Source organism: Corynebacterium tardum (assembly GCF_046717785.1).
In the GTDB taxonomy this organism is placed as follows: Bacteria; Actinomycetota; Actinomycetes; order Mycobacteriales; family Mycobacteriaceae; genus Corynebacterium.
This window is the reverse complement of sequence record NZ_CP177104.1, coordinates 1,038,543-1,062,501: the sequence shown is the minus strand read 5'-3', so window position 1 is coordinate 1,062,501 and position 23,959 is coordinate 1,038,543. Positions and strand designations below refer to the sequence as shown.

The following is a 23,959-nucleotide window of genomic DNA, read 5'->3' as shown; positions in this document are numbered from 1 at the left end:
CACCGTGGCCGGAGGCCTCTTTGCCCTGCTTGACGACGTTGCCCTGATCGCCCGCTCCGCCGCTTCCAGCGTGGACGACGTGGCTGCCCTCGCGGGCAAGACCTCGATGAAATCCGTGGGCGTCGTCGTGGACGACGCCGCAGTCACCCCGCAGTTTGTCGATGGTGTCAAACCCCAGCGTGAGCTGCCGATGATTTGGCGCATCACCAAGGGTTCCCTCATCAACAAGCTCATCATCATTCTGCCCATCGCGCTCATCCTCTCCTGGATTGCGCCCTGGGCACTGACTCCGATTCTCATGTGCGGCGGTACCTACCTCTGTTTCGAGGGCGCCGAGAAGATCCTGCACTTCCTCTTCCACCGCGGCGAGGAGGAGAAAAAGCCCGTCCGCGAGTCAGGCGCGGATGCCGAGGACTCGCTGGTGCGCTCGGCCATTACCACGGACCTGATTCTCTCCGCGGAGATCATGGTCATCTCCCTCAACGAGGTCATTGACCAGCCCTTCTGGATGCGCCTGGCCTCCCTCATCATCGTGGGCATCATCCTCACCCTCGGCGTGTACGGCGCAGTTGCTGTCCTGGTGAAGATGGATGACATCGGCATGGGCCTGCTCAAGCGCAACAACGGCGAATCCGCCCTCGGCACCGCCCTGGTCAAGGGCATGCCGGTGGTGCTCGACATCATCGGTGTCATCGGCACCGCCGCCATGCTGTGGGTAGGCGGCCACATCGTTATTAAGGGCCTCCACGACTTCGGCGCGGACCAGCCCTACGGCTTCATCCACAGCGTGACCGACAACATCAGCAACGGCGCGCTGACCTGGCTGGCGGATACCGGCATGTCCATGGTCTTCGGCCTCATCCTGGGCACCGTCGTGGCCACCGTCATCATGGCGGCCAAGGCCACCGCAGAGCGCGTCAAGTAGCTACACCAGTGACTCGCCGTCGCTGACAGTCGGGTCATCGTCGGTGTACTCACCGGTCTCATAGTCATAGCCCACCGCGTGGCCTTCTTCGTCCGTGCGGGCGTACCACTCGGTGACCTCGGCCGCGGTGGAGTCGAACTCGGCACCGGTGGCGTATTCAGAATCGTCGTCCGTGGGCTGAATAGCCAAAGCGAAGTTATCGCCGTGCTCGCGCACGCCATGGATGACGGCATTAGAGACGGCCTGTTCCTCGTAGAAGGACCGGATCGCGGCGGGATCATGGCGCAATTCCCGGATGAGCGAGATACACATGAACACAATGATGACAGCGAACGGCAAGGCCGTGACCGTAATGAGGTTCTGCAGTCCCTGCAGCGCATTGCGGCCACCGGCCAAGAGGATAACCACCGCGATACCGGCCATGCAGAGCACCCAGAAGATGGTCACCGCCGGCTTGGGGTTGGGGTTTCCGCGCTGGGTGAGCTGGGAGTTGACCAGCGAGGCGGAGTCCGCCGTGGTGATGAAGAAGACTACCAGCATGATCAGTACCAGCGGCGCCATGATCTGCGCGCCCGGCAGATGATCTAGGACGGTGAAGAAGATGTCCTCCGCTGGCGGCATGGAGTTGATGGTGCCGTCAGGGGCGATGTCGCCGTCGCGGCGCTGCAGCCAGATGGTGGTGCCTCCCAGGATGGTGAAGGCGCACACGATGATGGCCGAAGGAATAAGCAGCACGCCCAGGATGTATTGGCGGATGGTGCGCCCGCGGGAAATCTTGGCCACGAATACGCCGACGAACGGCGCCCAGGACACCCACCACGCCCAGTAGAAGGTGGTCCACGACGAGAGGAAGGCGACCATGTCCTCGCCTTGGCCCATGTTGGCGGAGAGCATGCTCGGCATCTCATCGAGGTATTCGATGATGACGGAGGGCAGCATGTTCATGAGGAAGGCCGTGGGGCCCACCACAAAGAAGAAGACGGCCAGCCCGACCGCGAGGACCAGGTTGATGTTGGACAGCCACCGAATGCCCTTGGACACGCCAGAGACCGCGGAGAAGATGGTTCCGATGGAGAGCACCATGATGATGATCATCGCCGCCGTGTTGCCCGTGGTGGACCAGCCGCTGACAATCTCCACGCCGCGCCCGATCTGCAGGGCGCCGATGCCCAGCGTGGCCGCCGTGCCGAAGAGGGTGGCGATGATCGCCAGGCCGTCGATAATCCGCGCCGGCACGGAATCCGTATCGCGGTTGCCAAACAGCGGCATGAGGATGGAGCTCATCAGCGGCACGCGGCCGCGCCGGTAGGACACATAGGCCACGCACAAGCCCACGATGGCGTAGATGGCCCACGCGTTGATTCCCCAGTGCATCGCCGCCTGCGCCATCGCTCCCATCACTGCCTCATCGCTGGCGGCCTCGTAGGCGCCCGGGCGGGGCGAGAGATAGTAGCTCAGCGGCTCGAAGGGGCCGAAGAAGATGATGCCGATGCCAATGCCGGCGCCGAAAAGCATGGCTGCCCAGCTCACGGTGGAGAATTCGGGCTTCTCGCCGTCCACGCCGAGCGGGATCTTGCCGTACTTTGAAAACGCAAGGATCAGGAGCACGAACATGAGGAAGGTCGCCCGCGTGGTAAAGATCCACCCCAGGTTGCGCATGACCCAATCCAGCGCCGCGGAGGAGGCGTTAAACACCTGCTCGGGAGCGAAAATTCCCCACGCCACAAAGGCCACGATGAGGCTGCCGACCACGATAAGGATGGGTTTGTCCACTCCGTACTTGACCTTCTGGTCCTCAATGGACACGCCCGGCACCAGCGCCGGGTGAATGTTGTGAGGATAGATTATGTCCTTGAGTATTCGCTTGGCTTCGCGCGTGCGCTTTCTACTCTTGTCAGTATTGTTCACCGAACTTCGCGATTCCCCAGTAATAGCAGGTCACTTCTTCTGGTCGGTTGAAAGGTACTCCTTCGAACGTAACGAAGTTTCCGCTCTCCTGCGTAAGATTGATGTAGTACGTCTCTTCCCACGACCCGCACGAGGTGACTCCCCCGACCATGGCGCTGTACCCACTTGCCCCCTCCTACTTCGGCGTCGAGCACGTGGCGGTATTGGACCACGTCAGCCTCGGTACGGCGCTGAGCATCCCGGGGTTGGCTACGGAGCCCGCGCTTGTCGACGTCTCCCTGCTCCCCAACCCGGCCACCCACGGTTGGCGCGTGCACTCGCCCTTCGGCTTTCTCGGGGCCTTGGACGAGAGCGAGTCCGCCGAGTACCCGTCGCTCGCCCGGCTGCGCGCGGCCGGTTTTCACCCGGCGACACACGCCACGGTCGAGATCGTCGACGGCACGGTTGACGTCGCCGTGGCCCTCGGCCTCGATCCGTGGATGGTTCCCGCTTCCAATCAGCCGGAGGGCTCTGCCTTGCTCGCCGGCGGGCACGGCGCGCTGGTCGATGTCTCCGCAGGCCAGCTCACCGCCCACCAGCTGCGCGGGATGGGCACCCAGCAGTTCTTCGCCACCCTCGTGCGCTTGGAAGGCACAGTCCTCGCCACCCAGGGCGAGCTCGTCCTCGGCCCGTGCTTCTCCCTCGCCCCAGACGCCCCTGCCTCGGCTCCTGTCACTGCTCTCTCCGCCGCCTTTACTGCCGCGTCCCAGTCAGGCGTGTCTGTAGTGGCCCGCGCCTATTCTGCCGCAGGCCGCATCGCTGTCGATCTGCCTCTCGATCCCGCGGCCCCCTTCGCACCGGCGGTTCCTCCCCTGCCCTTGGCAGACAGCCAGCCCGTCATCCCGCCTACGCTCGATCTCTCCGCCGACTGGGAGTTCACCGCCCCGGGCGACCCCCTCGCCGCGCCCCTTCCCACCGGTGCACGCACCTTCGCGCACCCCACGAGCTCCAGGCCCCCAAAGGAACCTTCTCACTAGCACCTTATGCACCCAACCTTATCCAGTGACCTGGGCTTTCTCTCCCCAAAGCCCGCAAATGGTACCTGTAGTTTGGTTCCTTTGCCCTCCACCGACTTCCCTGACTAAGACCCGCAACGGTGAGGAGTAGAGTCCCCTACGAGTAGGAAGCCGCGTCATCTCCAGGAGTAAACGCATGCCGCACCAGAAGCAAAATAGACGCACCTCTCACTCTCCAGAGGACCTCGCCCAAGCCTCCATAGATCGTTACAACCGCCGACTGGAGCACCTTGCTCGCAGACAACAGCGCTACGCAGAACGAGACTTTGCAGTGTGGGCAGAAGATTCGTGGGGCAGCGATGATCCAGACTTGGGCAGTCGGAATTCGGTCCGATCGTCTTCAGGAGGCCGCGTCCAGTCGAACCGCTCGCGCTACTAGGGCCTGCCGCTACGCCACTTCAAGCGGCTGTATTTCGGTGATTTCTTGAGCGATGGAATCTTGAGCAACTTCGAGCTCATAGCGCCCTTGCAGGTTAAGCCAGAATTGCGGTTCAATCCCAAAGTACTTTCCAAGTCTTAGCGCCGTATCGGCGGTAATTCCCCGCTTTCCATGAACGATTTCGTTGATTCTGCGGGGCGGTACGCCTATATCAATGGCAACTTTGTGCTGCGTGATGCCAAATGCCTTGATGAAATCTTCATTGAGCACTTCGCCGGGATGAATCGGTGGATACAACACAGTACTCATTTCACTCCTTAGTGATAGTCCTCAATCGCAACGTCTGCCGGACCTGCATCAGTCCAGCGGAAAGTAATCCTCCACTGCTGGTTTATTCGAATACTAAATGTTCCCTTCCGATCCCCTTTCAACGCCTCCAAACGGTTGCCTGGCGGAACACGAAGGGAATGCAGAGACACAGCAGCATCGAGTTGATGGAGTTTTCGATTAGCAGTTCTGTAAATTCTTGAGTCGATCCGCGGCGACGCTTTGCGCAACCACACCAGCTCGGTCTCTCGATCACCGAAGGATTGGATCATAAATTCAGCATACAAAGCATAACGCTTTCCGTCAATAACGGAATTCGTTATTTTTGCGCTCTACTATAGCCCCAAAGGCACCTTTTCACTAGCACCTTATGCACCCAACCTTATCCAGTGACCTGGACTTTCTCTCCCCAAAGCTCGCAAAAGGCATCTTTAGTTTGGTTCCTTTGCCCTCCACCGACTTCCCTCTCCCGCAGCCCGCGGCGCAGGTAGCCTAGAAGCAACGCTCTACCTTCTCTCTGCGCGAAAGGCCCCTCCGTGAACCTGCCGCTCAATCCCTACTTCCACGTCACGCTGCAAAAGCTCGGCGACGATGCCATCTCCGCTTGGAACCGAGGCGATACGATAGCCGCGCACGTTCTCAGCCGCGAATTCTGGGAGGGCCTGCCCGCTCCCAAGGGCCGGTGGACAACCGTCGCCTCGGTGCCCGTGCTCTTTTCGTTTATCGCTGCGGTCCGGGGAGATTCCGAGTATGCGCGGTTGTGGCGGGATCGCAGCCGGGCGCTCTATATGGAGCCACATTGCGACATCAGCAATCCCGGTTTCGAAGGGATGCTGCTGTTCGTTGACGGGGTGCTTGCGTACGAGGAAGGCGATGAACGCGCCGCCGTAGCTGCCTTTGCAGAAAGCTACCTTAAGAGCAGCAGGCGGGCGTTTCGCGGGTCCGCTACGAAATACCTTGATCTCCTGCTTCCCCACATCACCCCGGATCTATATGGCATTGTCAACCCCGACGAGCTGTTTGATATGGGTAACGATGAATTGCTCAAGGGTAACTTCGCCGGGGCAATCGCCATCTGGGAGCATGCGCTCGACCTCCTCAAGGCGCCTTCGGTCAGCAGGGACAGCGCCACGTTCCATGCGGCCCTGGCCACTACCTTCTTCGTGCTCGGCCGCTTCGGCGAGGCCATCACTCACGCCCGCGCAGCCAACGACATCGGGGGAAGTAACACGGCCTTTATGTGGCTGCGAATAGGCCAGTGCCATTTTGAACTAGGCGACAACGATGCCGCCGCCGAAGCCCTAGGCAAGGCCGAGGCAGAGGGAGGACAAGGCATCTGGAAGGGCGAAGACCCCACGTACTACTACTTCCTCGCCGGGCGGCGCCAGGCCTAGCGCACCGTCCGCATTCCGTCCGCCAGGCGGGTCACCCCGAGAGCGTCCAAGTGCTCCAGCAGCGGGACGGCAACCCGGCGCGTGGTGCCGAGTGCCTGGCGCGCGGCCGAGAGGGTAAAGGGCTGCTCTAACGCGGAGACGACGTCCTGGGCCACGCGCGGAGCCGTGGGCAGGAGCACTACCCCACCGGCCAGGCGCAGCAGGCGCCCGGCGCGCTCGGCGGCGGCCAATTCCTTGGGCCCGAGCCCCAGCTCCTTCAACTCGTGCGCTTCCGGGGCGGCGAAGGGCTGGCTGCGCAGGCGCTTTTCCACCTCGGCAACACCCTTCTCCGCCGGGCCCAGGTCCGCGGCATGGCCGGGCAGCCGCAGCACCCCGTCGACAGCTTCGACCTTAGACGCGGCCACCGCCAGGCCCAACAAGGCGGATTCACTGAGACCAAGCGCATCCATGGCGGCAGCGCGCGGCAAACCTGGAGCAAGCGGGTGCGCCGCCGCGTGCTCGGCCACCGCGCGCAGCAGCGCCATCTTCCACGTGGCTACCTGGCCGGCCGTAATCCACCACTCGCGGAACTCAATGATGCCGGCCGGCCGCTGCTGCACACAGAAGCCGTCGCGCATGAGGTTTTCTAAGCGGTCGTAACCGCAGCGGGCGAGCCAGTCGGAAGGCTCCAGTGGCGACACCTCTGCCAACTGTTCGGCCCTCCGCTTCGCGTCACCGCGCCGGGTGAGCTCTACCGGGTGCACGTCCACCACCTCTACCCCGGCCACGACGTGTCGCCCGCCGGGACTGCGCACCACGAATCTATCGAGGAGAGTAAGCGGCAGCGCCTCCTCCAGGGTTAGCCGAGCGAAGTCGCCTCCCAGCGGGCGCAGTCGCGCGCCCACTCCCGCGGTCCCGGTGTGGACCACGAGGTTCTGCGGGAGCTGCGCCAGTTCAGTACCGAAGGTTCGTCGCACGTCCACCGTGTCCAGCACCTCCCACTGACCGGGGCTGCACAGCGCATCGCCGCGATGGATCTCGTCAGCGTCGACGCCGCGCAGGTTCACCGCAACGCGGGAGACCGGCCCCACCGAGTCCGCGGACGTATTCTCACTCTGCAGGCCGCGGACCACGGCCTTTCGCTCCCCGATCGTGAGCTCATCGCCCACCGCGATAGTTCCCGCAGCCAAGGTTCCCGTCACCACGGTGCCTGCACCCTTGACGCTAAACGCGCGGTCTACCCAGAGACGCACGCGGGCGGTGCTATCCGGCGCTGGCAGGCCGGCGAGCACCGCATCCAGCGAGGCACGCAGCTTATCGACGCCCTCCCCGCTCTTCGCGGAGACGGTGACCAGTGGGGCGTCGGCAAGCGCGGTGCCCGCTAGCTCCGCACGCACCTGCGCAGTCACCTCAGCTCGCCGGTGCTGGTCCGCCCTATCGGCCCGGGTAAGCGCCACGATGCCGTGGCGGATACCCAGGGCGCGCAGGGCGTCGCGGTGGTCGGCGGACTGGGCCTGCCAGCCTTCGTCGGCCGCGACGACGAAGAGCACGACCGGCGCCGGCCCTACCCCGGCGAGCATGTTGCCCAAGAACTTCTCGTGGCCCGGCACGTCCACGAAGGCCACGTCCGCGCCCGATTCCAGCGTGGTCCACACGAATCCTAGGTCGATGGTGAGTCCGCGCCGTTGCTCCTCTTCCCAGCGGTCCGGTTCCATCCCGGTCAGCACCTTGACCAGGCTCGACTTGCCGTGGTCGACGTGGCCCGCCGTAGCGACGACGAACACCTACATCACCGCCCGGATAGCATTGATGAGCTCGCCGTCCTGGGATTCTGGCACGCAGCGCACGTCCACCAGGCAGCGCTCGTGGCTCACGCGCGCGATAACAGGAGTCTCCCCCAGCCGCAGCGGGCGCGCCAGTTCCTCCGGCAGCGAAACAGCCCACCCGGGAAGCGGCACCTCCGGGGCGCCGCCGCCGCCGACGCGGCCGTCGTGTTCAACGACCTGGGCACCCACGGCCGCCGCAATGGCTTCCGTGCGCTCCCTGTGCCGCGCGGGGTTAAGGTGCAGCGCCCGGTGCACCGCGTTGTCAGAGGTAGAAAGTGCCGCTTCCAAGGCGTTGAGACGCAGCTTATCTATGCGCACCGCGCGCGCCAGCGGATGCTTCTTGCACGCAGCGATTGCTTCCTTCGTGCCCACGAGCACCCCGGCTTGCGGGCCGCCCAGGAGCTTGTCGCCGGAGAAGAGCACCACGTCGGCGCCGTCGCGCAGGGCCTCGCTGGCGGAGGGCTCGTCCGGCAACGCCGAGTCTGGCGAGAGCAGGCCCGAGCCAATGTCCACGATGAGCGGCAGGTCCGTAAGTTGACGCAGCTGCGCCACCGTGACGGAGGAGGTGAAGCCGCTGATGAGAAAGTTTGAGGGGTGGACCTTGAGGATGGCACCGGTGTTCTCCCCCAGCGCGTGCTCATAATCCGCCGGGTGGGTGCGGTTGGTGGCGCCGACCTCGTGCAGGCGCGTGGGCGTAGATTCGATGAGCTCCGGCAGGCGGAAGCCCGCGCCGATCTCAATGAGCTCCCCGCGGGAGATGATGACCTCCTTGCCCGGCGCCAGGGCCGCGGTGGCCAGCAGTAGCGCGGAGGCGCCGTTGTTGACCACGAGGGCGTCCTCCGCGCCCGGGCACGCGGCCAGCACCGCCTCTACTGCTGCGCGCCCCCGGTCGCGGGAGCGCAGGCCGCTGCCCAGATCCATCTCCACGTCCGTGTAGGAGGCCGCGGCCACCAGCGCGTCGACTGCTGCCGGCGGCAACGCGGCGCGGCCCAAGTTCGTGTGCACGATAACACCCGTGGCGTTGATGACGGGGTGCAAGGAATACGGGCGCACATCGTCTAGCCGCGCGGTCAGCTCCTCCTCAATGCGGGATGGTGCGAGGGTGCCCGAGCGGGCGTCGGCAAGCACGGCGTCAATTACCGAGCGAACCCTGTGCGGCGCTAGGCGTTCGTGCGCGTGACGTACCGCCGGGTACTGGAGGATCTCATCCATCTTGGGAATGAAACGTCGGGGGTCTGGCGTCATGGGTCCTCCTAGCAGCGCGGATGGCGGAGACGGACAGGAATCGAACCTGCCAGACCGAGATGCTCGGCCTCACCGGTTTTGAAGACCGGGGCGCCCACCAGGACACGTACGCCTCCGAAAGGACACATTACACGGGCGTAAAATAGCACCTATGTCTGACATCAAACTCACGTCCTTTGCCGCCGGCGGCGGCTGCGCCTGCAAGATTCCCGCAGGCGAGCTCGAATCAGCTGTGGAAGGCCTCGTCGGCACCGCAGACCCCAACGTCCTGGTGGGGCTCGATGACGGCGACGATGCCTCCGCCGTGCGCATCCCAAACGGCCTCGCCGTCATCTCCACCGCGGACTTCTTCACGCCGATGCTCAACGACCCTTATGACTGGGGCCGGGTGGCGGCGGCCAATGCGCTTTCCGACGTCTACGCGATGGGCGGCACCCCCATCACCGCCATCAACCTGGTTGGCTGGCCCCGCGAGGTGCTTGGCCTCGACATTCTGCGCGAAGTCCTGCGCGGCGGCATGGACATCGCCACCGAAGCCGGCATCTCCATTACCGGCGGGCACTCCATTACCGCCCCGGAGCCGATGTATGGTTTGGCCGCCACGGGTATCGTCCACCCCGACAAGATTCTGCGCAACGACGCCGCCGAGGCTGGGCTGCCCATCACGCTCACCAAGCCGATTGGCGTGGGCATCCTCAACAACAAGCACAAGGCCACCGGCGAGGTCTCCCAGGCGGCTGTGGAGTCGATGACCACTCTCAACCGCGACGCCGCTGCGGCAGCCGTGGCGGCCGGCGTGCGCGCGGCTACCGACGTCACCGGCTTTGGTCTTTTGGGGCACCTCTACAAGATGTGCCGTGCCTCCGGCATCGCTGCCGAACTGGATTTCTCCGCCGTCCCCGCCATCGACGGTGCCAAGGAAGCGCTGGCGGAAGGGTTCATCCCCGGCGGCTCGCGCCGCAACCTGGACTGGGTCCGCCCCCACCTCGGCACGACCCTGAGTGAGGAGGAGCTCATCTTCCTCGCCGACGCGCAGACCTCCGGTGGCCTCCTCGTCATCGGCGAGGTCCCTGGCTACCCGGTGATCGGCCGCACCGTTCCGGGCGCCGGCATCACCATCCGCCCCTAGAAGCTCTAGAAGCTTAGGAGCGGGACTTCAGGATGTTCGCCACGCCGTCGACGCCGGCGTGCGTGAGGTGGTTGTACAGGTTGTGCGGTACGGCGTACTCGCTCACGCCCGCCACCCAGCGGATATCGTCGGGCGCGCACATGTTGTGGTCAATGCTAGCGCTGCGCAGATCCACGTAACGCGCGCCGGCGGCGTTGGCCGCATCCCACATCGAGGAATTAATACGGTCCTCACCCGCGCGGACGGCGCCGAGCACGTCGACATTGAGGCCGACCTGGCTGCTCTGCCGGGTGCGCACCGGGCACACGGCGCCATTGGAGGCGGAAATGGCCGGGTAGCCCACGAACGTAATGGTGGCGTTCGGTGCAACCTGGCGGATGCGGCAAGCGTTGTTGACCAGGGACTGCTTGTAGGTGTCGCCGTTGAACTCCGCCAGTAAGACTTCCTGCAGGTTGTTGGCGCCAAACTGCACGAAGACGTGCTTGGTATCGCCAGTGAGATCGTGGTTGGCCACGGCGCCATCGATCTGCTGCTGGAAGTTCTTTCGGTTGGAATCACCGATAGCCTTTGCCGAGGAGCAGGCGTAGTTCGCTACGGAGCGGCCCGTGATAGCACCGTACTGGTTGGCCACCGTCTTCTTTCCCTGCGGGCAGCCCTGCGGGGACGGCGCGCCGGGTTCCGATTCGATGTAGTGCTCGCTGCTCATGCCCTGGCGGGCAAGGTCTCCACGCCAGTCCCCCACCTGGAAGTAGGAGGGGTTAGCAAAGAAAGAGTCTCCAAAGAAGACGGCCTCGGTCCCGCCATACGGGGCGGCGGAAGCGGTGGGAGCGGCAACTGCTGCTGAGCTCACGGCCGTCAAGAATGCAGCGACGCCGACGGAGGAGCGCCGGGCGAAACGTAGAGACATATTTTCCTTTTTCAAATCTTAGAAGAGAATACCGTAGGAGAGTATCAACTAGTTTTTAACCGGTCAATTACCTGCGAATAACGCGCACTTTCCCTTCTAAAAATGCCCACGGGCTTCCGCGCATTCTCCCCTACCCGCCGGTTACTACCGACGTACTCAGGTCCGCGCGCGCCTGAGCGCGTCGCTTCTGCGGCCCAATCGTCGTCGACGGGTCCTTGACAGCCTCGCGCCCAGCATTGAGCACGCCGAAACGCGTGCACGCCGACCCCGCCATGAGCGCCAATCCCGACGCCACCGACACGGCACGGGACTTGGTCACCGCAGCCACCGCAGTTCCTACCCCGCCCGCGGCGATGAGCCACTCGGAGGCCCGCATGAGCCTGCCCGGCACGCCCTGGTGCAGCGGGCGCTTGGGCTCGGGCTCCATGTGGTCTTCCATGATGCGGGTGGCGGCGAGGTCACTGACCGCAGCCCCCATCCCCAGCGCACGGGCCGGACCGGCGTTCTCCACTGGGGTGAGAACCATGGCCGCGCCTGCCGACGCCGCCGCAGCCGACGACACGAACACATACGGCAGGTGCCGGCGCGCGTCATTCCACGTGGGATTCGAGGTATTGGCCAAAAGGACTGCGGTATAGCCGGCCAGCGGGCCGCCGAGGAGGCCGGCCAGCACTCCGGCCGGGCCCGCGGCGGCGTCGACAAGCCGGCGCCCCGGGAGCACCCCGCCTACGAGATCGTCTGCCTCTACCAGCGCTGGAAGCGCCGCCGAGCTGGCAAACGCGCCCAAGATCCACGAGCCGATGGACATCGGCGAGGTCACCTTGAACACGCGGAACATGTTGAGCAGGCGCTCGGGGCGTCCCAGGTCCAATACCAAGAACACCGAGCCTGCCGACGCCGCCGTGAACGCCGTCAGCCGCGTCGATCGCCGCAGCGCACGGTTCCCCGTTGCCTGCGCGCCCGCAGCCAGCAGCGCCGAGCCGCCCGACAGACCACCGAGGAACAGGTAGGCGCCAATGGGCCACTCCCACGGCGGGGCTTTGACCACGGGCTTTCCGTAATAGGAAGAGAACTCAAAGTCCTCTGCCATGCGCTCCTCTTTGGAACCGTCGACAGCACCGGCGCCTCGACGTTTCCGCTTACCGCGCTTCTTCTTTCCGTAGCGCCGCGGCTCCTGCGGCGGGCGGTACTCATCAAATTCGCTCACTTGCGTCCTCCCAACACAAACGCTCCGGCCACAGCCAACGCCATGCCACCAATTGCCTTGGCAGCGGTCTTGTACATCTGCGGAAGATCCGCTGTGGGCACGCGCGGATCCGGCGGCAAGCCGTAGACCTCGGGCGAATCCAGCAGCAGGAAGATGGAGCCGGTGCCGCCCACGCCGTCGTTGTGGTTCGCGCCGTAGAGGCGCGCCTCCGTCAGCCCCTGCTCATGCAGTACGCGGACCCGCTCCTGCGCCGCGGCGAGCATCTCCTCATAGGGCCCAAACTGGATAGAGTCCGTGGGACAGGTCTTGGCGCAGGCGGGCTGCTCACCGATCTTCAGGCGGTCATAGCACATGGTGCACTTCTGGGCGACGCCCAAATTCTTAATCGGCATCGTCTCCCCTGGCACGTGGTCCGGGCCCTGCGGCTTGAGCTGCTTCAGCTTGGCCAGCACGTTGATGCCGGCATGATCCGGGACGTCCTCCAGCGCGGTCTTGTCTTCCTTGAGGGTCACGCCACCGTCGTCGCGGCGCTCGATCACACCGAAGGGACACCCAGCGACGCACGTGCCGCAGCCGTTGCACACATCGTCCTGTACCACGACGGTGCCGTACTCGGTACGAAACAGCGCACCCGTCGGGCACACGTCCAAGCAGCCGGCATTGGTGCAGTGCTTGCACACGTCGGAAGACATGAGCCACCGAAAATCGTCGGTATCCGGCGGCGTCGTCGAGGGCGCTACCGTGGGCATGCCGAGCGAGATAAGCTGGCGGCCTTCCTCGCGGGCGCGCTCGATGCGCTCGTTGTTCTGCTCAATAAATGCCACGTGCCGCCACGTATTCGCGCCGAGGGAGCCGGTGTTGTCGTAGGAGTTTCCGGTAACCGCATAGCCCTCGACGGGGTTGCGGTTCCACTCCTTGCACGCCACCTCGCAGGCCTTGCAGCCAATGCAGATCGACGTATCGGTAAAGAACGCCATCCGCTCATAGTGCTCGTAGCCGTGCTTATCGGCCTTTTCCGTCAATGCATTCGCCACGGTTGCTAGCCTTCCTTACCTTCGTAATCAGCCACGTTGCCCGCGGTCGAATCGTCGCCCGTGTTTTCGTCGACAGACTGCGCGTGAGTGGTGAACTCATCAGAAACATCGAGGATCTGGTTACCGGACTCCACGGTCAGTTTTGCCCGCTTCTGGTACTCACGCAGAAGCTCTAGGCGTGCCTCTCCGCGCGGGCGCCGGCCCGGCTGGATATCGCACGCACCGACCTTGGAGTTCTGGATGAACACGTTCGGCTCGAGGGTCAGTCCCAGCAAATCGTTGGCACCGTCTCCCGCCACCGCGGTGGTGTCGGACTCGCCGTAGTGGTACGGCAGGCCGATCTGGTGGAACTCCTGGCCATTGATGGTGAGCATCTCCATTCGCTCCGTCACCAACACCTGCGCCTCGATAACCCCGCGCGGGGAAATGATGGTGGCCCACTCGCCATTAACCAACCCGCGCTTGGCGGCAAGATCCTTGTCCACCTCGCAGAACAGCCCCGGCTGCAGCTCCGCCAAGAAAGGCAGCCGGCGAGACATCGCACCCGAGGTGTACATCTCCGTCAGGCGGTACGTCGAGAAGACGAACGGGAACACGTCAGCACCGAATTCTCCCGGCTCTGGACGCGAGAGGTTATCCGCGCGCTTGATGGTCAACCGAGTCGGCGATTGCTGCTGCTTGTACAGTGCGTTGAGCACCGGGGACTCTTGGGGTTCGTAGTGGGTGGGCAGGGGTCCGTCGGAAAGCCCCTGCGGGGCAAAGAGCCACCCTAGGCCGTCCGCCTGCATGATGAACGGATCGTCGCCATCGAGTGCATCGGGACCCACCGCGTCCACGTCCGCTACGTAATCCGGGCGCTTGGTTGCCGGGAAATCGGGCACGTCATCGCCGACCCACTTCCCCTGGGCCTCATCCCACCAGATGTACTTCTTGCGCTCTGACCACGGAGTTCCGTCCGGCTTTGCGGACGCACGGTTGTACAGGATGCGGCGGTTCGCCGGCCACACCCAGCCCCAGTCCAAGGCAACCTCATTCTGCTCCGAGCCTGGCACCTTCTTGGCTGCGTGGTTGATGCCGTCCTTAAACACGCCGGTGTAGATCCAGCAGCCGCCGGAGGTAGTACCGTCGCTGCGCATTTCTGTAAACGCCGGCAAGAGCTCGCCCTTTTTAGGCCCATCAAGGTAGTAGCCGTTGATCTCGCGCAAGATCTCTTCAGAGTCCGGATCACCGTGCTCATCCTCGGTGTAGTCCCAGGTCACTGCCTGAACCGGCAGATCCCGCGGATCCGTGGAGTCCGCCAGGCGCTCCTTAATCTTCTTGCCCAGCTGGTAGAAGAACCACGCCTCGCTGCGCGCCTGCCCAGGCGGCGGAACCGCTTGGAAGCGCCACTGCACCATGCGCTGGGTCTGGGTAAACGTGCCAGACTTTTCCACGTGGGTAGCAGCTGGCATGAGGAAAACCTCGGTGGCGATGTCCTCAGTCTTGAGCTCGCCATTCTTGATCTCCGGCGAATCCTTCCAGAAGCTCGCGGTTTCAATTTCTTGGAAGTCACGCACCACCAGCCACTTCAGCGCAGCGAGGCCGCGACGCTGCATGCCACCGTTGGACTGCGCAACCGCCGGGTTCTGGCCGAAGACGAAGTACCCTTCCACCTCATGGCGCAGCATGGCCAGCAGCGTCTCATAGGTCGAGTGCGCACCGGAGAGCCGCGGCATGAGGTCAAAGCCCCAGTCATTCTCAGCGGTTGCGGCGTCACCCCAGTAGGACTTCATCAAGGACACCGCGTAGTTCTCGCCCTGCTGCCAAAAGCCCTCTGGTCTTCCTTGCGGAAGGAATCGAGATAGTCGCTCCAGCCATCCTGGCTCACGTGCGGCATGGGCAGGTAGCCCGGCAGGGAGTTAAACAGCGTCGGGATATCCGTCGAGCCTTGGATCGAGGCGTGGCCGCGCAGCGCCATGATTCCGGAGCCCGGACGGCCCACGTTGCCCATGAGAAGCTGCAGGATCGCCGCGGTGCGGATGAACTGTGCGCCTAGGGTGTGCTGCGTAAAGCCCAAGGCATAGGCAAAGCAGGTGGTGCGCTCCGGCGTGGAGTTTTGCGCAATGGAGTCTGCCAAGTAGTAGAAGTCCTCCTGCGAAATACCGCAGGTTTCCTCCACCAATTCCGGCGTATAGCGCGAGTAGTGCCGCTTGAGAATCTGGAACACGGAATGAGGATGCTCCAGCGTCGGGTCCTTCTCCACGTTCCACGACGATCCCTCTGGCTTTCGCACATACTGCCACGAGTCGGTGACGTACTTACCCGTCTCCGAGTCGTAGCCGGAGAACAGACCCTCGAGGTCCTCGGTGTCCTGGTAGTCCGACGAAATGATCGACGCCGCATTGGTGTAGTTCACCACGTAATCACGGAAGTACAGGTCGTTGTCCAACACATACTTGATGATTGCGCCCAGCAGGACAACGTCGGTGCCTCCACGAATACCGATGTGACGGTTCGCGAACGCCGAAGTACGCGTATAGCGCGGGTCAACGTGAATGATGCGCGCACCGCGCTTCTTGGCCTCAACCACCCACTGGAAGCCCACCGGGTGACATTCCGCCATGTTGGAACCCTGAATGACGATGCAGTCCGCATTCGCCATATCCTGCAGCGGTTGGGTTGCGCCGCCGCGGCCAAACGATGTTCCTAGACTAGGAACAGTTGCGGAGTGTCATATGCGCGCCTGGTTTTCCACCTGAATCGCACCAGTGGCGGTAAAAAGCTTCTTAATGAGGTAATTCTCCTCATTGTCCAGCGTCGCACCACCCAGTCCGGCAATGCCCATGGTGCGGTTGAGACGACGCCCCTGCTTATCGACGTCTTGCCAGTGCTTCCTCCGCGCCTCCACGTAGCGATCCGCAATCATGTTCATCGCGGTTTCTTCATCAAGCTCCTGCCACTCAGTGGCATAGGGCGCACGGTACTTGATGGTGGTGATGCGTGAAGCCGAGTTAATCAGCTGTTCCGAGGCCGACCCCTTGGGGCACAGACGCCCACGGGAGATTGGCGAATCCGGATCACCCTCCACCTGGATGACCTTGTCGTCCTTGACGTAGACGCGCTGCGAGCAGCCCACAGCGCAATAAGGGCACACGGATTGCACTACGCGGTCAGCATCGACGGTACGCCCCCGCAGCTCTTCGCTCTGTGCCGACTGCGTAGACAGGTCGCGGCCAAAGGCATCTTTGCTTCGGATCTGGCGCACGACCGGCCAGTTCAGCGGACTAAAACGAGACATGCCTATTAATCTACTGGCTTCCGCCCCGCTTCGCTAGCAAACCGCCAAAACGGCCGAAAGGGCCTGGAGCATTTAAGCTCCAAGCCCTTTACGCTATCCCGAATTACTTGCGGGTGTCAGTGATACCGTCGGTATCGATCTGCTCCTTGCGCAGCTCCTCGGTGTGGGTCTCGGTGTCCTTGATGGTCTCCTTGGAGAGGTTGACCTTCTCGACCGGGACGGTCTTCTTGTCAACGTTCACGCGCTCCTCGTGCAGGGTGACGGAAGCCTCTTCGGTGTCGTTGTCACCGATGGTGCCGTTGAAGTTAGCAGCCTCGGCCTCAGAGATCGGGGTGCGCTCGACGCGAACCTCTTCACGCTCAACCGGAACCTCAACGGTCTCGGTGTCGGTCACGACGTACTTGCGCAGACGAGCCTCACCGGTAGCGACGCGCTCCTTGTTGACGTCCAGGCGCTCCTCGGAACGGATGATCTCACCGTTGTTGTCGGCAGCGTTGTTGCCGGTAGCAGCACCGGTACGAGCGGTGGTGTCGGTGTGGGTAGCGGTGGTGTCGGTGTGAGCAGCGCCAGCACCAGCAACGCCGGCACCTGCAACGCCAGCGCCTGCAGCACCGGTCTTCAGGTCAGCGTCACGACGCTGCTCAGCGTCGACGTTGCCGTCCTGGTAGGTGGTCACGTCCTGTGCGTTCTCCAGCTGGTAGTGCTTGAAGATGTCGGACTGTGCCTCCGGGGTCAGCGGCTTGTCGGAATCGAAGTCCGGAGCGTTCTCAATGCGGTCCTTGGAGAAAGCCAGCTTCAGGTCATCACCGTTGAAGTCGTGACCACGCAGCGGAACCAGGCTGGAGCTCATGCCGAACAGGCCGTGGTTGACCTCAACGAAGGTCGGCTGACCGGTCTGCTCATCAACGAAGACCTCCTTGACAGAGCCGAGCTTCTCGCCAGCCTTGTCGTATGCGGTTGCGTTGAAAAGATCCTTGATGTTCTTACCCATTGTTTCGCTAAACCTTTCTTTAATTGGTCTATCTTCGAGCGGCAAACCCTTCATAGCTTCAGCCACCCCCGAAGATCTTCATCCGGGGCGGGCGATTTGCTATTTCGTTTGCTCTGGTTCCCACGATACGGACAAATCAACATTTCGCCACCGGGCTACCCACACTTGCCACTATTTGCCCGCCTTAGTGCAGGTCATCACACTGATAACAATCTTATAACGGAAACGTTTTGCACCTTAGGGCGTTATCGCCCGTCGATGCCACCCATTTCGACACCACGCAGCCGCCGCCTGCACAACCCAAACCAAAGCGCATTCATAACACCTATCATCGCCACTCAAGGCGAACCGCCACCCCACTCACAGGCTCTTCTAATACAAGCTCGCTACCCCCGCCCCCTCCCAATCGAGAAAAAGGTCTAAACAACTTTCCGTTGTCGAATGTGAGCGGACAGGAATGACGTCGCCAAGCAGCGCCGCGTAACCAAAAAGTTCCTAGAGTTGTACAGGAATTTCCAGAGGACGTAACGTGTTGAGGTCTCTAGCGAACCGATCAGTTCAGCGCAAACGAACTATCCGGTTCATTTCTATACCACACTGTCTAGAAGGAATATCCCGTGTCCAACATTTCCTCTCGCGCACTGCCGAAATGGGCCACTGGCTTCGGCGCGCAAGTCATTGCCGGCCTCATCGTCGGCCTTATTCTCGGCTTCATCGCCTCCGGCATGGAGTCAACCTGGCTTTCTGACACACTCACAGGCGTCGGCGGCGCCTACGTTCAGCTCCTCAAGGTCATGGTTCCGCCGCTGATCTTTGCAGCGGTCGTCACCTCCGTGGCTAACCTGCGAAAAGTCACCAACGCGGCGTCACTCGCCATTTCCACCCTCGTATGGTTCGCCATCACCGCCTTCTTCTCGGTGCTGGCAGGCATCCTGGTTGCGGTGGTCATGAAACCCGGCGTGGGCACGACTGTCGACGCCTCCACGGCCGTCGACCCCTCCCACGTCGGCTCCTGGACCGCATTCCTCCAGGAACTCGTACCGTCCAACTTCATCGGCCTTAACGCTTCCTTCAGCGACGGCGAGGTATCCCTCGGCTTCGGCGCACTCCAGCTGCTGGTCATCTCCCTCGCTCTGGGCATTGCAGCCGTCAAGGCCGGCAAGGCTGCCGATCCGTTCCTGCGCTTCACCGAGTCCTTCCTCAAGGTCATCCAGGTCGTTTTGTGGTGGATCATCCGCCTCGCTCCAATCGGTACTGCAGCGCTCATCGGAAAGGCTGTATCTACCTACGGCTGGGATGCCCTGAGCTCCCTGGGCAAGTTTGTGCTCGCCATGTACGTCGGCCTCGCTCTGGTCATTGTCGTCATCTACCCGGCGGTGCTCGCGTTTAACCGCATTCCCGTCATGGGCTTCTACAAGCGCGTGTGGCCAGTCTTCTCCCTAGGCTTCGTAACCCGCTCCTCCATGGGCGTTATGCCGGTCACCGAGCGCTTTACCGAGCAGGCAATGGGCGTTCCGCGCGAATACGCTTCCTTCGCCATCCCCCTTGGCGCTGCCACCAAGATGGACGGCTGTGCATCGGTCTACCCTGCCATTTCCGCCATCTTCATCGCCCAGTTCTACGGCGTTGATCTCTCCTTCACCCAGTACCTGCTCATCATCTTCGTCTCCGTTATCGGCTCCGCCGCTACGGCAGGCACCACTGGCGCTACCGTCATGCTGACTCTAACGCTATCCACCCTGGGCCTTCCGCTGGCCGGCGTCGGTCTACTGCTGGCCATCGAGCCGATCATCGACATGGGCCGCACCGCCGTCAACGTCACCGGCCAGTCCCTCTGTGCCACCATCGTGGCCAAGCGTGCCGGCATCCAGGACCAAGCCGTGTGGGATGCTGCCGAAAACGGCGTCGCCGACATCATGCACGACGACGAGAAGGAGCACGTAGGCATCTCTGCCTAGCTTCTCCCCTTCGTCGTTCTCAACGACGACGAACTCAGTTGGCTCCTTCCTTAAGTCCTCCGTTGTGTGCGGGGGATTTTTTGTGTTTTCGTTGTGGCGGGCGACGTCGTCTTCTTCGACGTCGTTGTTTTCGACGGTGGTTTAGAAGGGGATGTCGTCTTTGGTGTCGGTGCCGGCTTCCCCGTCGGCTTCCTTTTCGGTGTTGGCTTGTTCTTCGGCTTGTTGTTCGGCGTGGTAGTCATCGAGTTGCTGTTTGAGGTACTGGGCTTGCTCGCGGGCGAATTTACGGTAGGCGGTGATGTGCTGGCCTACTGTTTGCACCCACCTTTTCATCCCGTCAGAAAGCGGGCCTTCCGGGCTGGTGGTTGCCCAGGTGCTGTCGTCGAAAAGCCAGACAATATCCCCGGTATCCGGGTCCATGACATAGCCCAGCCGCCCATCGGTCTTCATGTTGTGATGATGCTGACACAAGCACGCCATATTCGACGGATGCGTCTTTCCACCCTCGGCATAGTTATGCCGATGATCCAACTGCGAATACATCGCCGGCCTGTCACACCCACTCAACCGGCAGGTCTCATCACGGCCCTCAACAACGCTACGAATCATTCCCGATGGTTGGTAAGAATCAGACTCTTTCACCGGTGTAGTTAAGTGAGAGTGTCTGATGGTTTGTGTGTGGGTTCCCAACCTGCATGAGGAGATGGACCAGAATGACTACTGTGGCACGACGAGATCCGGCTGATAAGGCCAAGATTGATGCGATTGAAAAGAAGCTGCTTGCTAACCCTGAGATCGCGAAGCTGATTGATGACCTAGGCACGTCTACAACGGATGCCAATGACCTGGTTCGCGGCATGTTGCAGGCCTCGATTACCAGGGGACTCAATGCTGAAATGGATGCCCACCTGGGCTACGAGTCTGGCGACAGGAGCGCTAAAGCTGCTGCTGGGACAGACAATTACCGCAACGGGTCGTATCCAAAGACCGTGGATTCTAACTACGGGCCATTAACCGTTGATGTCCCGAGGGATCGGGCTGGTACATTCTTGCCGACTATGGTTCCTAAAGGTTCTAGGCGCTTGACTGATGTCGATGACATGATTGTCAGCTTGTATGCCGGTGGGATGACAATTAGGGACATCCAGCACCATATGGCAACTGCGATGCGGGTTGATATTTCCCATGAGACGATTTCCGCAGTCACCGATGCCGTCCTCGATGAGGTCATGGTCTGGCAAAACCGCCAGCTAGACGAGTTCTACCCGGTCATTTTCCTGGATGCGTTGCGCATTAAAGTCCGCGACGGTGGCCGAGTGGTCAATAAGTCCGCGTACATGGCAATCGGTGTGGACCTGGACGGCATCAAGCACATTTTGGGATTGTGGATTGCCAAAGAAGAAGGCGCTTCATTTTGGGCGCAGGTATGCGCCAATCTTTCCAATCGTGGGGTCAAAGACGTCTTTATCGTCTGCTGTGACGGGCTTAAAGGCCTGCCTGAAGCAGTCGAGGCAACGTGGCCGAACTCTATGGTGCAAACCTGTATCGTGCACCTGATTCGTGCCGCTAACCGGTGGGTAGCCTACGGGGATCGCCGGGGCGTATCGGCCGCGTTGAAAAAGATTTACACCGCCGCGGATGAGTCCACAGCTAAGGCTGCCTTAGACGATTTTGAAGCCTCTGAATTGGGAGAAAAGTATCCACGCTCAGTCAAGGTCTGGCGAGATGCTTGGCAGCGTTTCGTACCGTTTCTACAGTTCCCACCAGCGGCCAGAAAGGTTATCTATACGACGAATTCGATTGAATCATTCAACAATGAACTGCGTAAAGCTACCCGCAACAGGGTGCAGTTCACCAACGATGAATCAGCGCTCAAGACGCTGTGGCTGATGATCTGCAATATCGAAGACAAACGCGCTGCAAAGAGGGCGTGAGGTTACCCTCGTTTAGTGGACACCCTATTTGTACGGATCTTGTGTCCGTAAGAGAGGATGTTCATTGTGAGTCAACAGCGCAAGAAGTACACGCCGGAGTACCGGCGTGAAGCCGCGAACCTGGTAATCGAGTCAGAGCGACCGATCGCTCATGTGGCTAAGGAAATCGGTGTTTCCGCCGGGCTTTTGGGCCGGTGGGTCAAACTCGAACGTGAACGCCGAGGATCCTCCGATGGGATGAGCGAGGCTGACCTCCGAGCTGAGAATGCTCGTCTGCGCCGGGAGCTGGCAGAAGCCAAGATGGATAACGAGTTTTTGTCAAAAGCGACAGCCTTCTTCGCCGCGAAGCAACGCGAGCAGAAAAGTTCGAACTAATGCAGCAGGAGAAGGCGAACTACAGCATCAAGCGCATGGCACGACTATTAAAAGTATCTCGGTCTGGATACTACAAATGGGCCCATGCGCAGCAGAAACGACTATCCGGCGAAGATGATCGGGCAGCATTTTACGATGATGTTGACCGAAAGATTCATCAGATTTGGAAAGACTCCGATGAGGTTTATGGTGCTCCGCGGATCACCGCAGAGCTTGCCGAGCGCTACCAGATCACCTTGAATCGCAAGACTGTGGCTAAACGGATGCGCATGATGGGCATTGAAGGGATTTCACCGCGTGCCTTTGTCCCGGTGACAACGATTCAAGCCAAGCGTAAGTCAACTCTTCCTGACCTGGTCAAGCGCATGTTTGATACTGGTCAGCTCAACCGAGTGTGGATGTCAGATATTACCTACCTGCGCACCGGTGAGGGCTGGTTGTACTTGTGCGCGGTCCGCGATGGTCATTCCCGCAGGGTACTGGGCTGGGCTATGGATAGCGTTCAAGACACACACCTGGTTGAACGGGCCCTGCGGATGGCGCATACGCTACGCGGTGATGTTCCTGATGGGCTGGTGTTTCACGCTGACCGCGGAACGCAATTTACCAGTGAGAAGCTCTGGGAGGTCTGCCGCAACCTGGGCATTGCCCAGTCTGTGGGGCGTACTGGTGTGTGCTTCGATAACGCGATGGCTGAGTCGTTCTGGTCGACGCTAAAGACTGAATTCTATGACCGGCAGCGCTGGGCGACCCGTGATGCTGCACGCAAGGCCGTTGCCTACTGGATTGAAGTCGTCTACAACCGCCGACGCCGGCACTCTGCACTCGGGATGGTCAGCCCCGTCGACTTCGAAAACCACATTGGTCTAACCACCAGTAGAAAAGAAATAGCTGCCTAACCACTAGGTAGCTCCACTACGTGTCCACGATTTGCGGGCAACCCCAGGCGAAGCAGGGCAAACGAGTCTCAGCGACAGCCGGCAGACTCATGGAAGGAGCCCGGGTTTCCGGCTGGAAACAAGCCATAAACCAAATGGCCGTGGCCTACCCCGACCGCTTCGACAAATACCTATAAACCTAACCCCCACACACAAACAACTTGACACGCTCAGTTAAGTCCCGCTTCTTCGTGTGTGGGATAGGCGCACTGCGCCACCCATAGCCGTTGATGTAGGTCGGGGCATTGTCCACATCACAAGCCTGGTAGGTGTGCAGCACAATGGTTGCTGGTGGTTCAATCGCCCCAGTAAGAAGCTTCTTTATCGCATCAGTAAGCGAAAGAACATGCTTTGTAGCGGTTTCCCGAATGAAGGCATCGATAGCAATGCCGGTTGCTTCATCCACGCCGAGCTCTAGCCAGGCTTTCGTGCCGTTGGAAGAGAAAGTGTAGGTGTCTTTAGACCTGGTATCACGAAAAGCAATGCTCGGGTCCAGGGTTTTAGCCAGATCGCGCACCCGGCGGCGGATTTTGGCGGTGGTGGGAAAAACCTGATTCGGCTGGGTCGGGGTGAAGTAGGACACCAGGGTGGCATCGATCAGCGCGAGTGTTGCCGCATCCAGTCCGGCCAGGGCAGACAGGGGTTTGTCGATGGCGATAAGCCCCTGGATGTCCAGCAGGCAATGGGTGTCTTGCAGGGCTTTAAGCCCAGGCAGGGTATCGAGGCGGAAAAGGGCGCGCAGCCCGGCGGTGATCAGTCCTTCGCCGAGGCCCCAGGTGTTGACTAGGGACAAGGCGGTGGTGTCGATGTCGGCATCCAACTGCGGTTGGGCGGCGCGCCAGCAGGCGAAGTCCGCGCGGCGGACGTCGTGACGGGCTTGGGCGAGTGGGTTGGTGGGGTTGGTGTGGGCGAAGAATGCGGTTGGTGGTGCTGGTGGTGTGGTGGTGGTTGTCATTGTGCCCCCGAGGCGGATATAGAATAGGTGTTCTACCCACAACTATACCGACCCAAGGACGATATAGCTATAGCCAGCAGGATTATTCTTTTCCGGTTGCTCATTCGGGGGTGTTGAAGATTAGTTTAGGGTTTGTGTTCGAACCAGATCGAACAGGCACTTTACTACACCCCCTCCCTAACCACCACGGGGGTAAAACTGCGCGAAGGACGGCCA

18 protein-coding genes, 1 tRNA gene and 1 pseudogene are annotated in these 23,959 nt (G+C 61.5%); 7 read left to right on the top strand and 13 right to left on the bottom strand.

All coding sequences use genetic code 11. The features are described 5' to 3' along the window. Nucleotides 1-4: 4 nt before the first annotated feature. A complete protein-coding gene (locus tag ACLI1P_RS05160; RefSeq protein ID WP_411709571.1) occupies nt 5-925 on the top strand; it encodes a DUF808 domain-containing protein in 921 nt (306 codons plus the stop codon). Here ACLI1P_RS05160 and ACLI1P_RS05155 read toward each other — a convergent pair whose 3' ends face one another. Then, complete coding sequence (locus ACLI1P_RS05155) at nt 926-2,833, bottom strand: BCCT family transporter (RefSeq protein ID WP_411709570.1); 1,908 nt, start codon at nt 2,831-2,833, stop codon at nt 926-928. It lies immediately after the preceding gene. A 149-nt stretch (nt 2,834-2,982) separates the two neighbouring features. Between ACLI1P_RS05155 and ACLI1P_RS05150 the strand changes: the two genes are divergently transcribed. Then, complete coding sequence (locus ACLI1P_RS05150) at nt 2,983-3,849, top strand: hypothetical protein (protein ID WP_296133759.1); 867 nt, start codon at nt 2,983-2,985, stop codon at nt 3,847-3,849. Between the two features lie 427 nt (nt 3,850-4,276). Here ACLI1P_RS05150 and ACLI1P_RS05145 read toward each other — a convergent pair whose 3' ends face one another. Both ACLI1P_RS05145 and ACLI1P_RS05140 read right to left on the bottom strand, forming a co-directional pair. Beyond that, entirely contained in the window at nt 4,277-4,576 is a 300-nt protein-coding gene (locus tag ACLI1P_RS05145) for a HigA family addiction module antitoxin (RefSeq protein WP_411709569.1), read from the bottom strand. An 8-nt stretch (nt 4,577-4,584) separates the two neighbouring features. Beyond that, nucleotides 4,585-4,866, bottom strand: a complete 282-nt coding sequence (locus tag ACLI1P_RS05140) for a type II toxin-antitoxin system RelE/ParE family toxin (RefSeq protein ID WP_411709568.1) — start codon at nt 4,864-4,866, stop codon at nt 4,585-4,587. 264 nt (nt 4,867-5,130) lie between these two features. On the opposite strand from ACLI1P_RS05140, the gene ACLI1P_RS05135 reads away from it, so the two are divergent. Then, nucleotides 5,131-5,988 (top strand): tetratricopeptide repeat protein, encoded by an 858-nt coding sequence (locus ACLI1P_RS05135; protein ID WP_296133757.1) that lies wholly within the window; start codon nt 5,131-5,133, stop codon nt 5,986-5,988. Here ACLI1P_RS05135 and selB read toward each other — a convergent pair. The 3 genes from selB to ACLI1P_RS05120 all read right to left on the bottom strand — a co-directional run bounded on the left by selB (nt 5,985) and on the right by ACLI1P_RS05120 (nt 9,154). Further along, nucleotides 5,985-7,751, bottom strand: coding sequence for a selenocysteine-specific translation elongation factor (gene selB / locus ACLI1P_RS05130; RefSeq protein ID WP_411709567.1), 1,767 nt, complete (start codon nt 7,749-7,751; stop codon nt 5,985-5,987). The genes ACLI1P_RS05135 and selB overlap by 4 nt on opposite strands. Then, a complete protein-coding gene (gene selA / locus ACLI1P_RS05125; RefSeq protein ID WP_411709566.1) occupies nt 7,752-9,038 on the bottom strand; it encodes an L-seryl-tRNA(Sec) selenium transferase in 1,287 nt (428 codons plus the stop codon). Between the two features lie 21 nt (nt 9,039-9,059). Further along, nucleotides 9,060-9,154, bottom strand: a tRNA-Sec gene (locus ACLI1P_RS05120). A gap of 35 nt (nt 9,155-9,189) precedes the next feature. Here ACLI1P_RS05120 and selD point away from each other — a divergent pair. Next, nucleotides 9,190-10,167 carry a selenide, water dikinase SelD gene (selD, locus tag ACLI1P_RS05115; protein WP_296134537.1) on the top strand — a complete coding sequence of 326 codons (978 nt, stop codon included), beginning with the start codon at nt 9,190-9,192 and terminating at the stop codon, nt 10,165-10,167. Nucleotides 10,168-10,180: 13 nt separating this feature from the next. Here the strand turns inward: selD and ACLI1P_RS05110 are convergent, their stop codons facing one another. The 5 genes and pseudogenes from ACLI1P_RS05110 to ACLI1P_RS05090 all read right to left on the bottom strand — a co-directional run bounded on the left by ACLI1P_RS05110 (nt 10,181) and on the right by ACLI1P_RS05090 (nt 17,583). After that, nucleotides 10,181-11,074, bottom strand: a complete 894-nt coding sequence (locus ACLI1P_RS05110; RefSeq protein ID WP_411709565.1) for a GDSL-type esterase/lipase family protein — start codon at nt 11,072-11,074, stop codon at nt 10,181-10,183. A gap of 130 nt (nt 11,075-11,204) precedes the next feature. After that, nucleotides 11,205-12,281, bottom strand: coding sequence for an NrfD/PsrC family molybdoenzyme membrane anchor subunit (gene nrfD / locus ACLI1P_RS05105; RefSeq protein WP_411709564.1), 1,077 nt, complete (start codon nt 12,279-12,281; stop codon nt 11,205-11,207). Beyond that, nucleotides 12,278-13,315 (bottom strand): 4Fe-4S dicluster domain-containing protein, encoded by a 1,038-nt coding sequence (locus ACLI1P_RS05100; RefSeq protein WP_408930359.1) that lies wholly within the window; start codon nt 13,313-13,315, stop codon nt 12,278-12,280. The genes nrfD and ACLI1P_RS05100 overlap by 4 nt, the downstream gene beginning before the upstream one ends. A gap of 5 nt (nt 13,316-13,320) precedes the next feature. Then, nucleotides 13,321-16,592 (bottom strand): annotated as a pseudogene (fdnG, locus tag ACLI1P_RS05095) (formate dehydrogenase-N subunit alpha). Between the two features lie 103 nt (nt 16,593-16,695). After that, the gene (locus ACLI1P_RS05090) at nt 16,696-17,583 is read right to left on the bottom strand and encodes a PRC and DUF2382 domain-containing protein (protein ID WP_296134549.1); all 888 of its coding nucleotides are present in this window, start codon (nt 17,581-17,583) and stop codon (nt 16,696-16,698) included. 617 nt (nt 17,584-18,200) lie between these two features. Between ACLI1P_RS05090 and ACLI1P_RS05085 the strand changes: the two genes are divergently transcribed. Further along, nucleotides 18,201-19,541 carry a dicarboxylate/amino acid:cation symporter gene (locus ACLI1P_RS05085; RefSeq protein WP_411709563.1) on the top strand — a complete coding sequence of 447 codons (1,341 nt, stop codon included), beginning with the start codon at nt 18,201-18,203 and terminating at the stop codon, nt 19,539-19,541. A 141-nt stretch (nt 19,542-19,682) separates the two neighbouring features. Here the strand turns inward: ACLI1P_RS05085 and ACLI1P_RS05080 are convergent, their stop codons facing one another. Then, nucleotides 19,683-19,991 carry a hypothetical protein gene (locus ACLI1P_RS05080; protein ID WP_411709562.1) on the bottom strand — a complete coding sequence of 103 codons (309 nt, stop codon included), beginning with the start codon at nt 19,989-19,991 and terminating at the stop codon, nt 19,683-19,685. Between the two features lie 263 nt (nt 19,992-20,254). On the opposite strand from ACLI1P_RS05080, the gene ACLI1P_RS05075 reads away from it, so the two are divergent. Continuing rightward, the gene (locus tag ACLI1P_RS05075) at nt 20,255-21,475 is read left to right on the top strand and encodes an IS256 family transposase (RefSeq protein WP_411709561.1); all 1,221 of its coding nucleotides are present in this window, start codon (nt 20,255-20,257) and stop codon (nt 21,473-21,475) included. A gap of 57 nt (nt 21,476-21,532) precedes the next feature. Then, nucleotides 21,533-22,749, top strand: a protein-coding gene (locus ACLI1P_RS05070) for an IS3 family transposase (RefSeq protein ID WP_115021451.1) whose coding sequence is annotated in 2 segments (ribosomal slippage) — nt 21,533-21,794 and nt 21,794-22,749 — 1,218 coding nt in all. Because the reading frame shifts where the segments join, the coding sequence is not laid out codon by codon here. A gap of 178 nt (nt 22,750-22,927) precedes the next feature. On the opposite strand, the gene ACLI1P_RS05065 is transcribed toward ACLI1P_RS05070, so the two are convergent. Next, a complete protein-coding gene (locus ACLI1P_RS05065; protein ID WP_411709560.1) occupies nt 22,928-23,743 on the bottom strand; it encodes a hypothetical protein in 816 nt (271 codons plus the stop codon). Nucleotides 23,744-23,959: the final 216 nt, after the last annotated feature.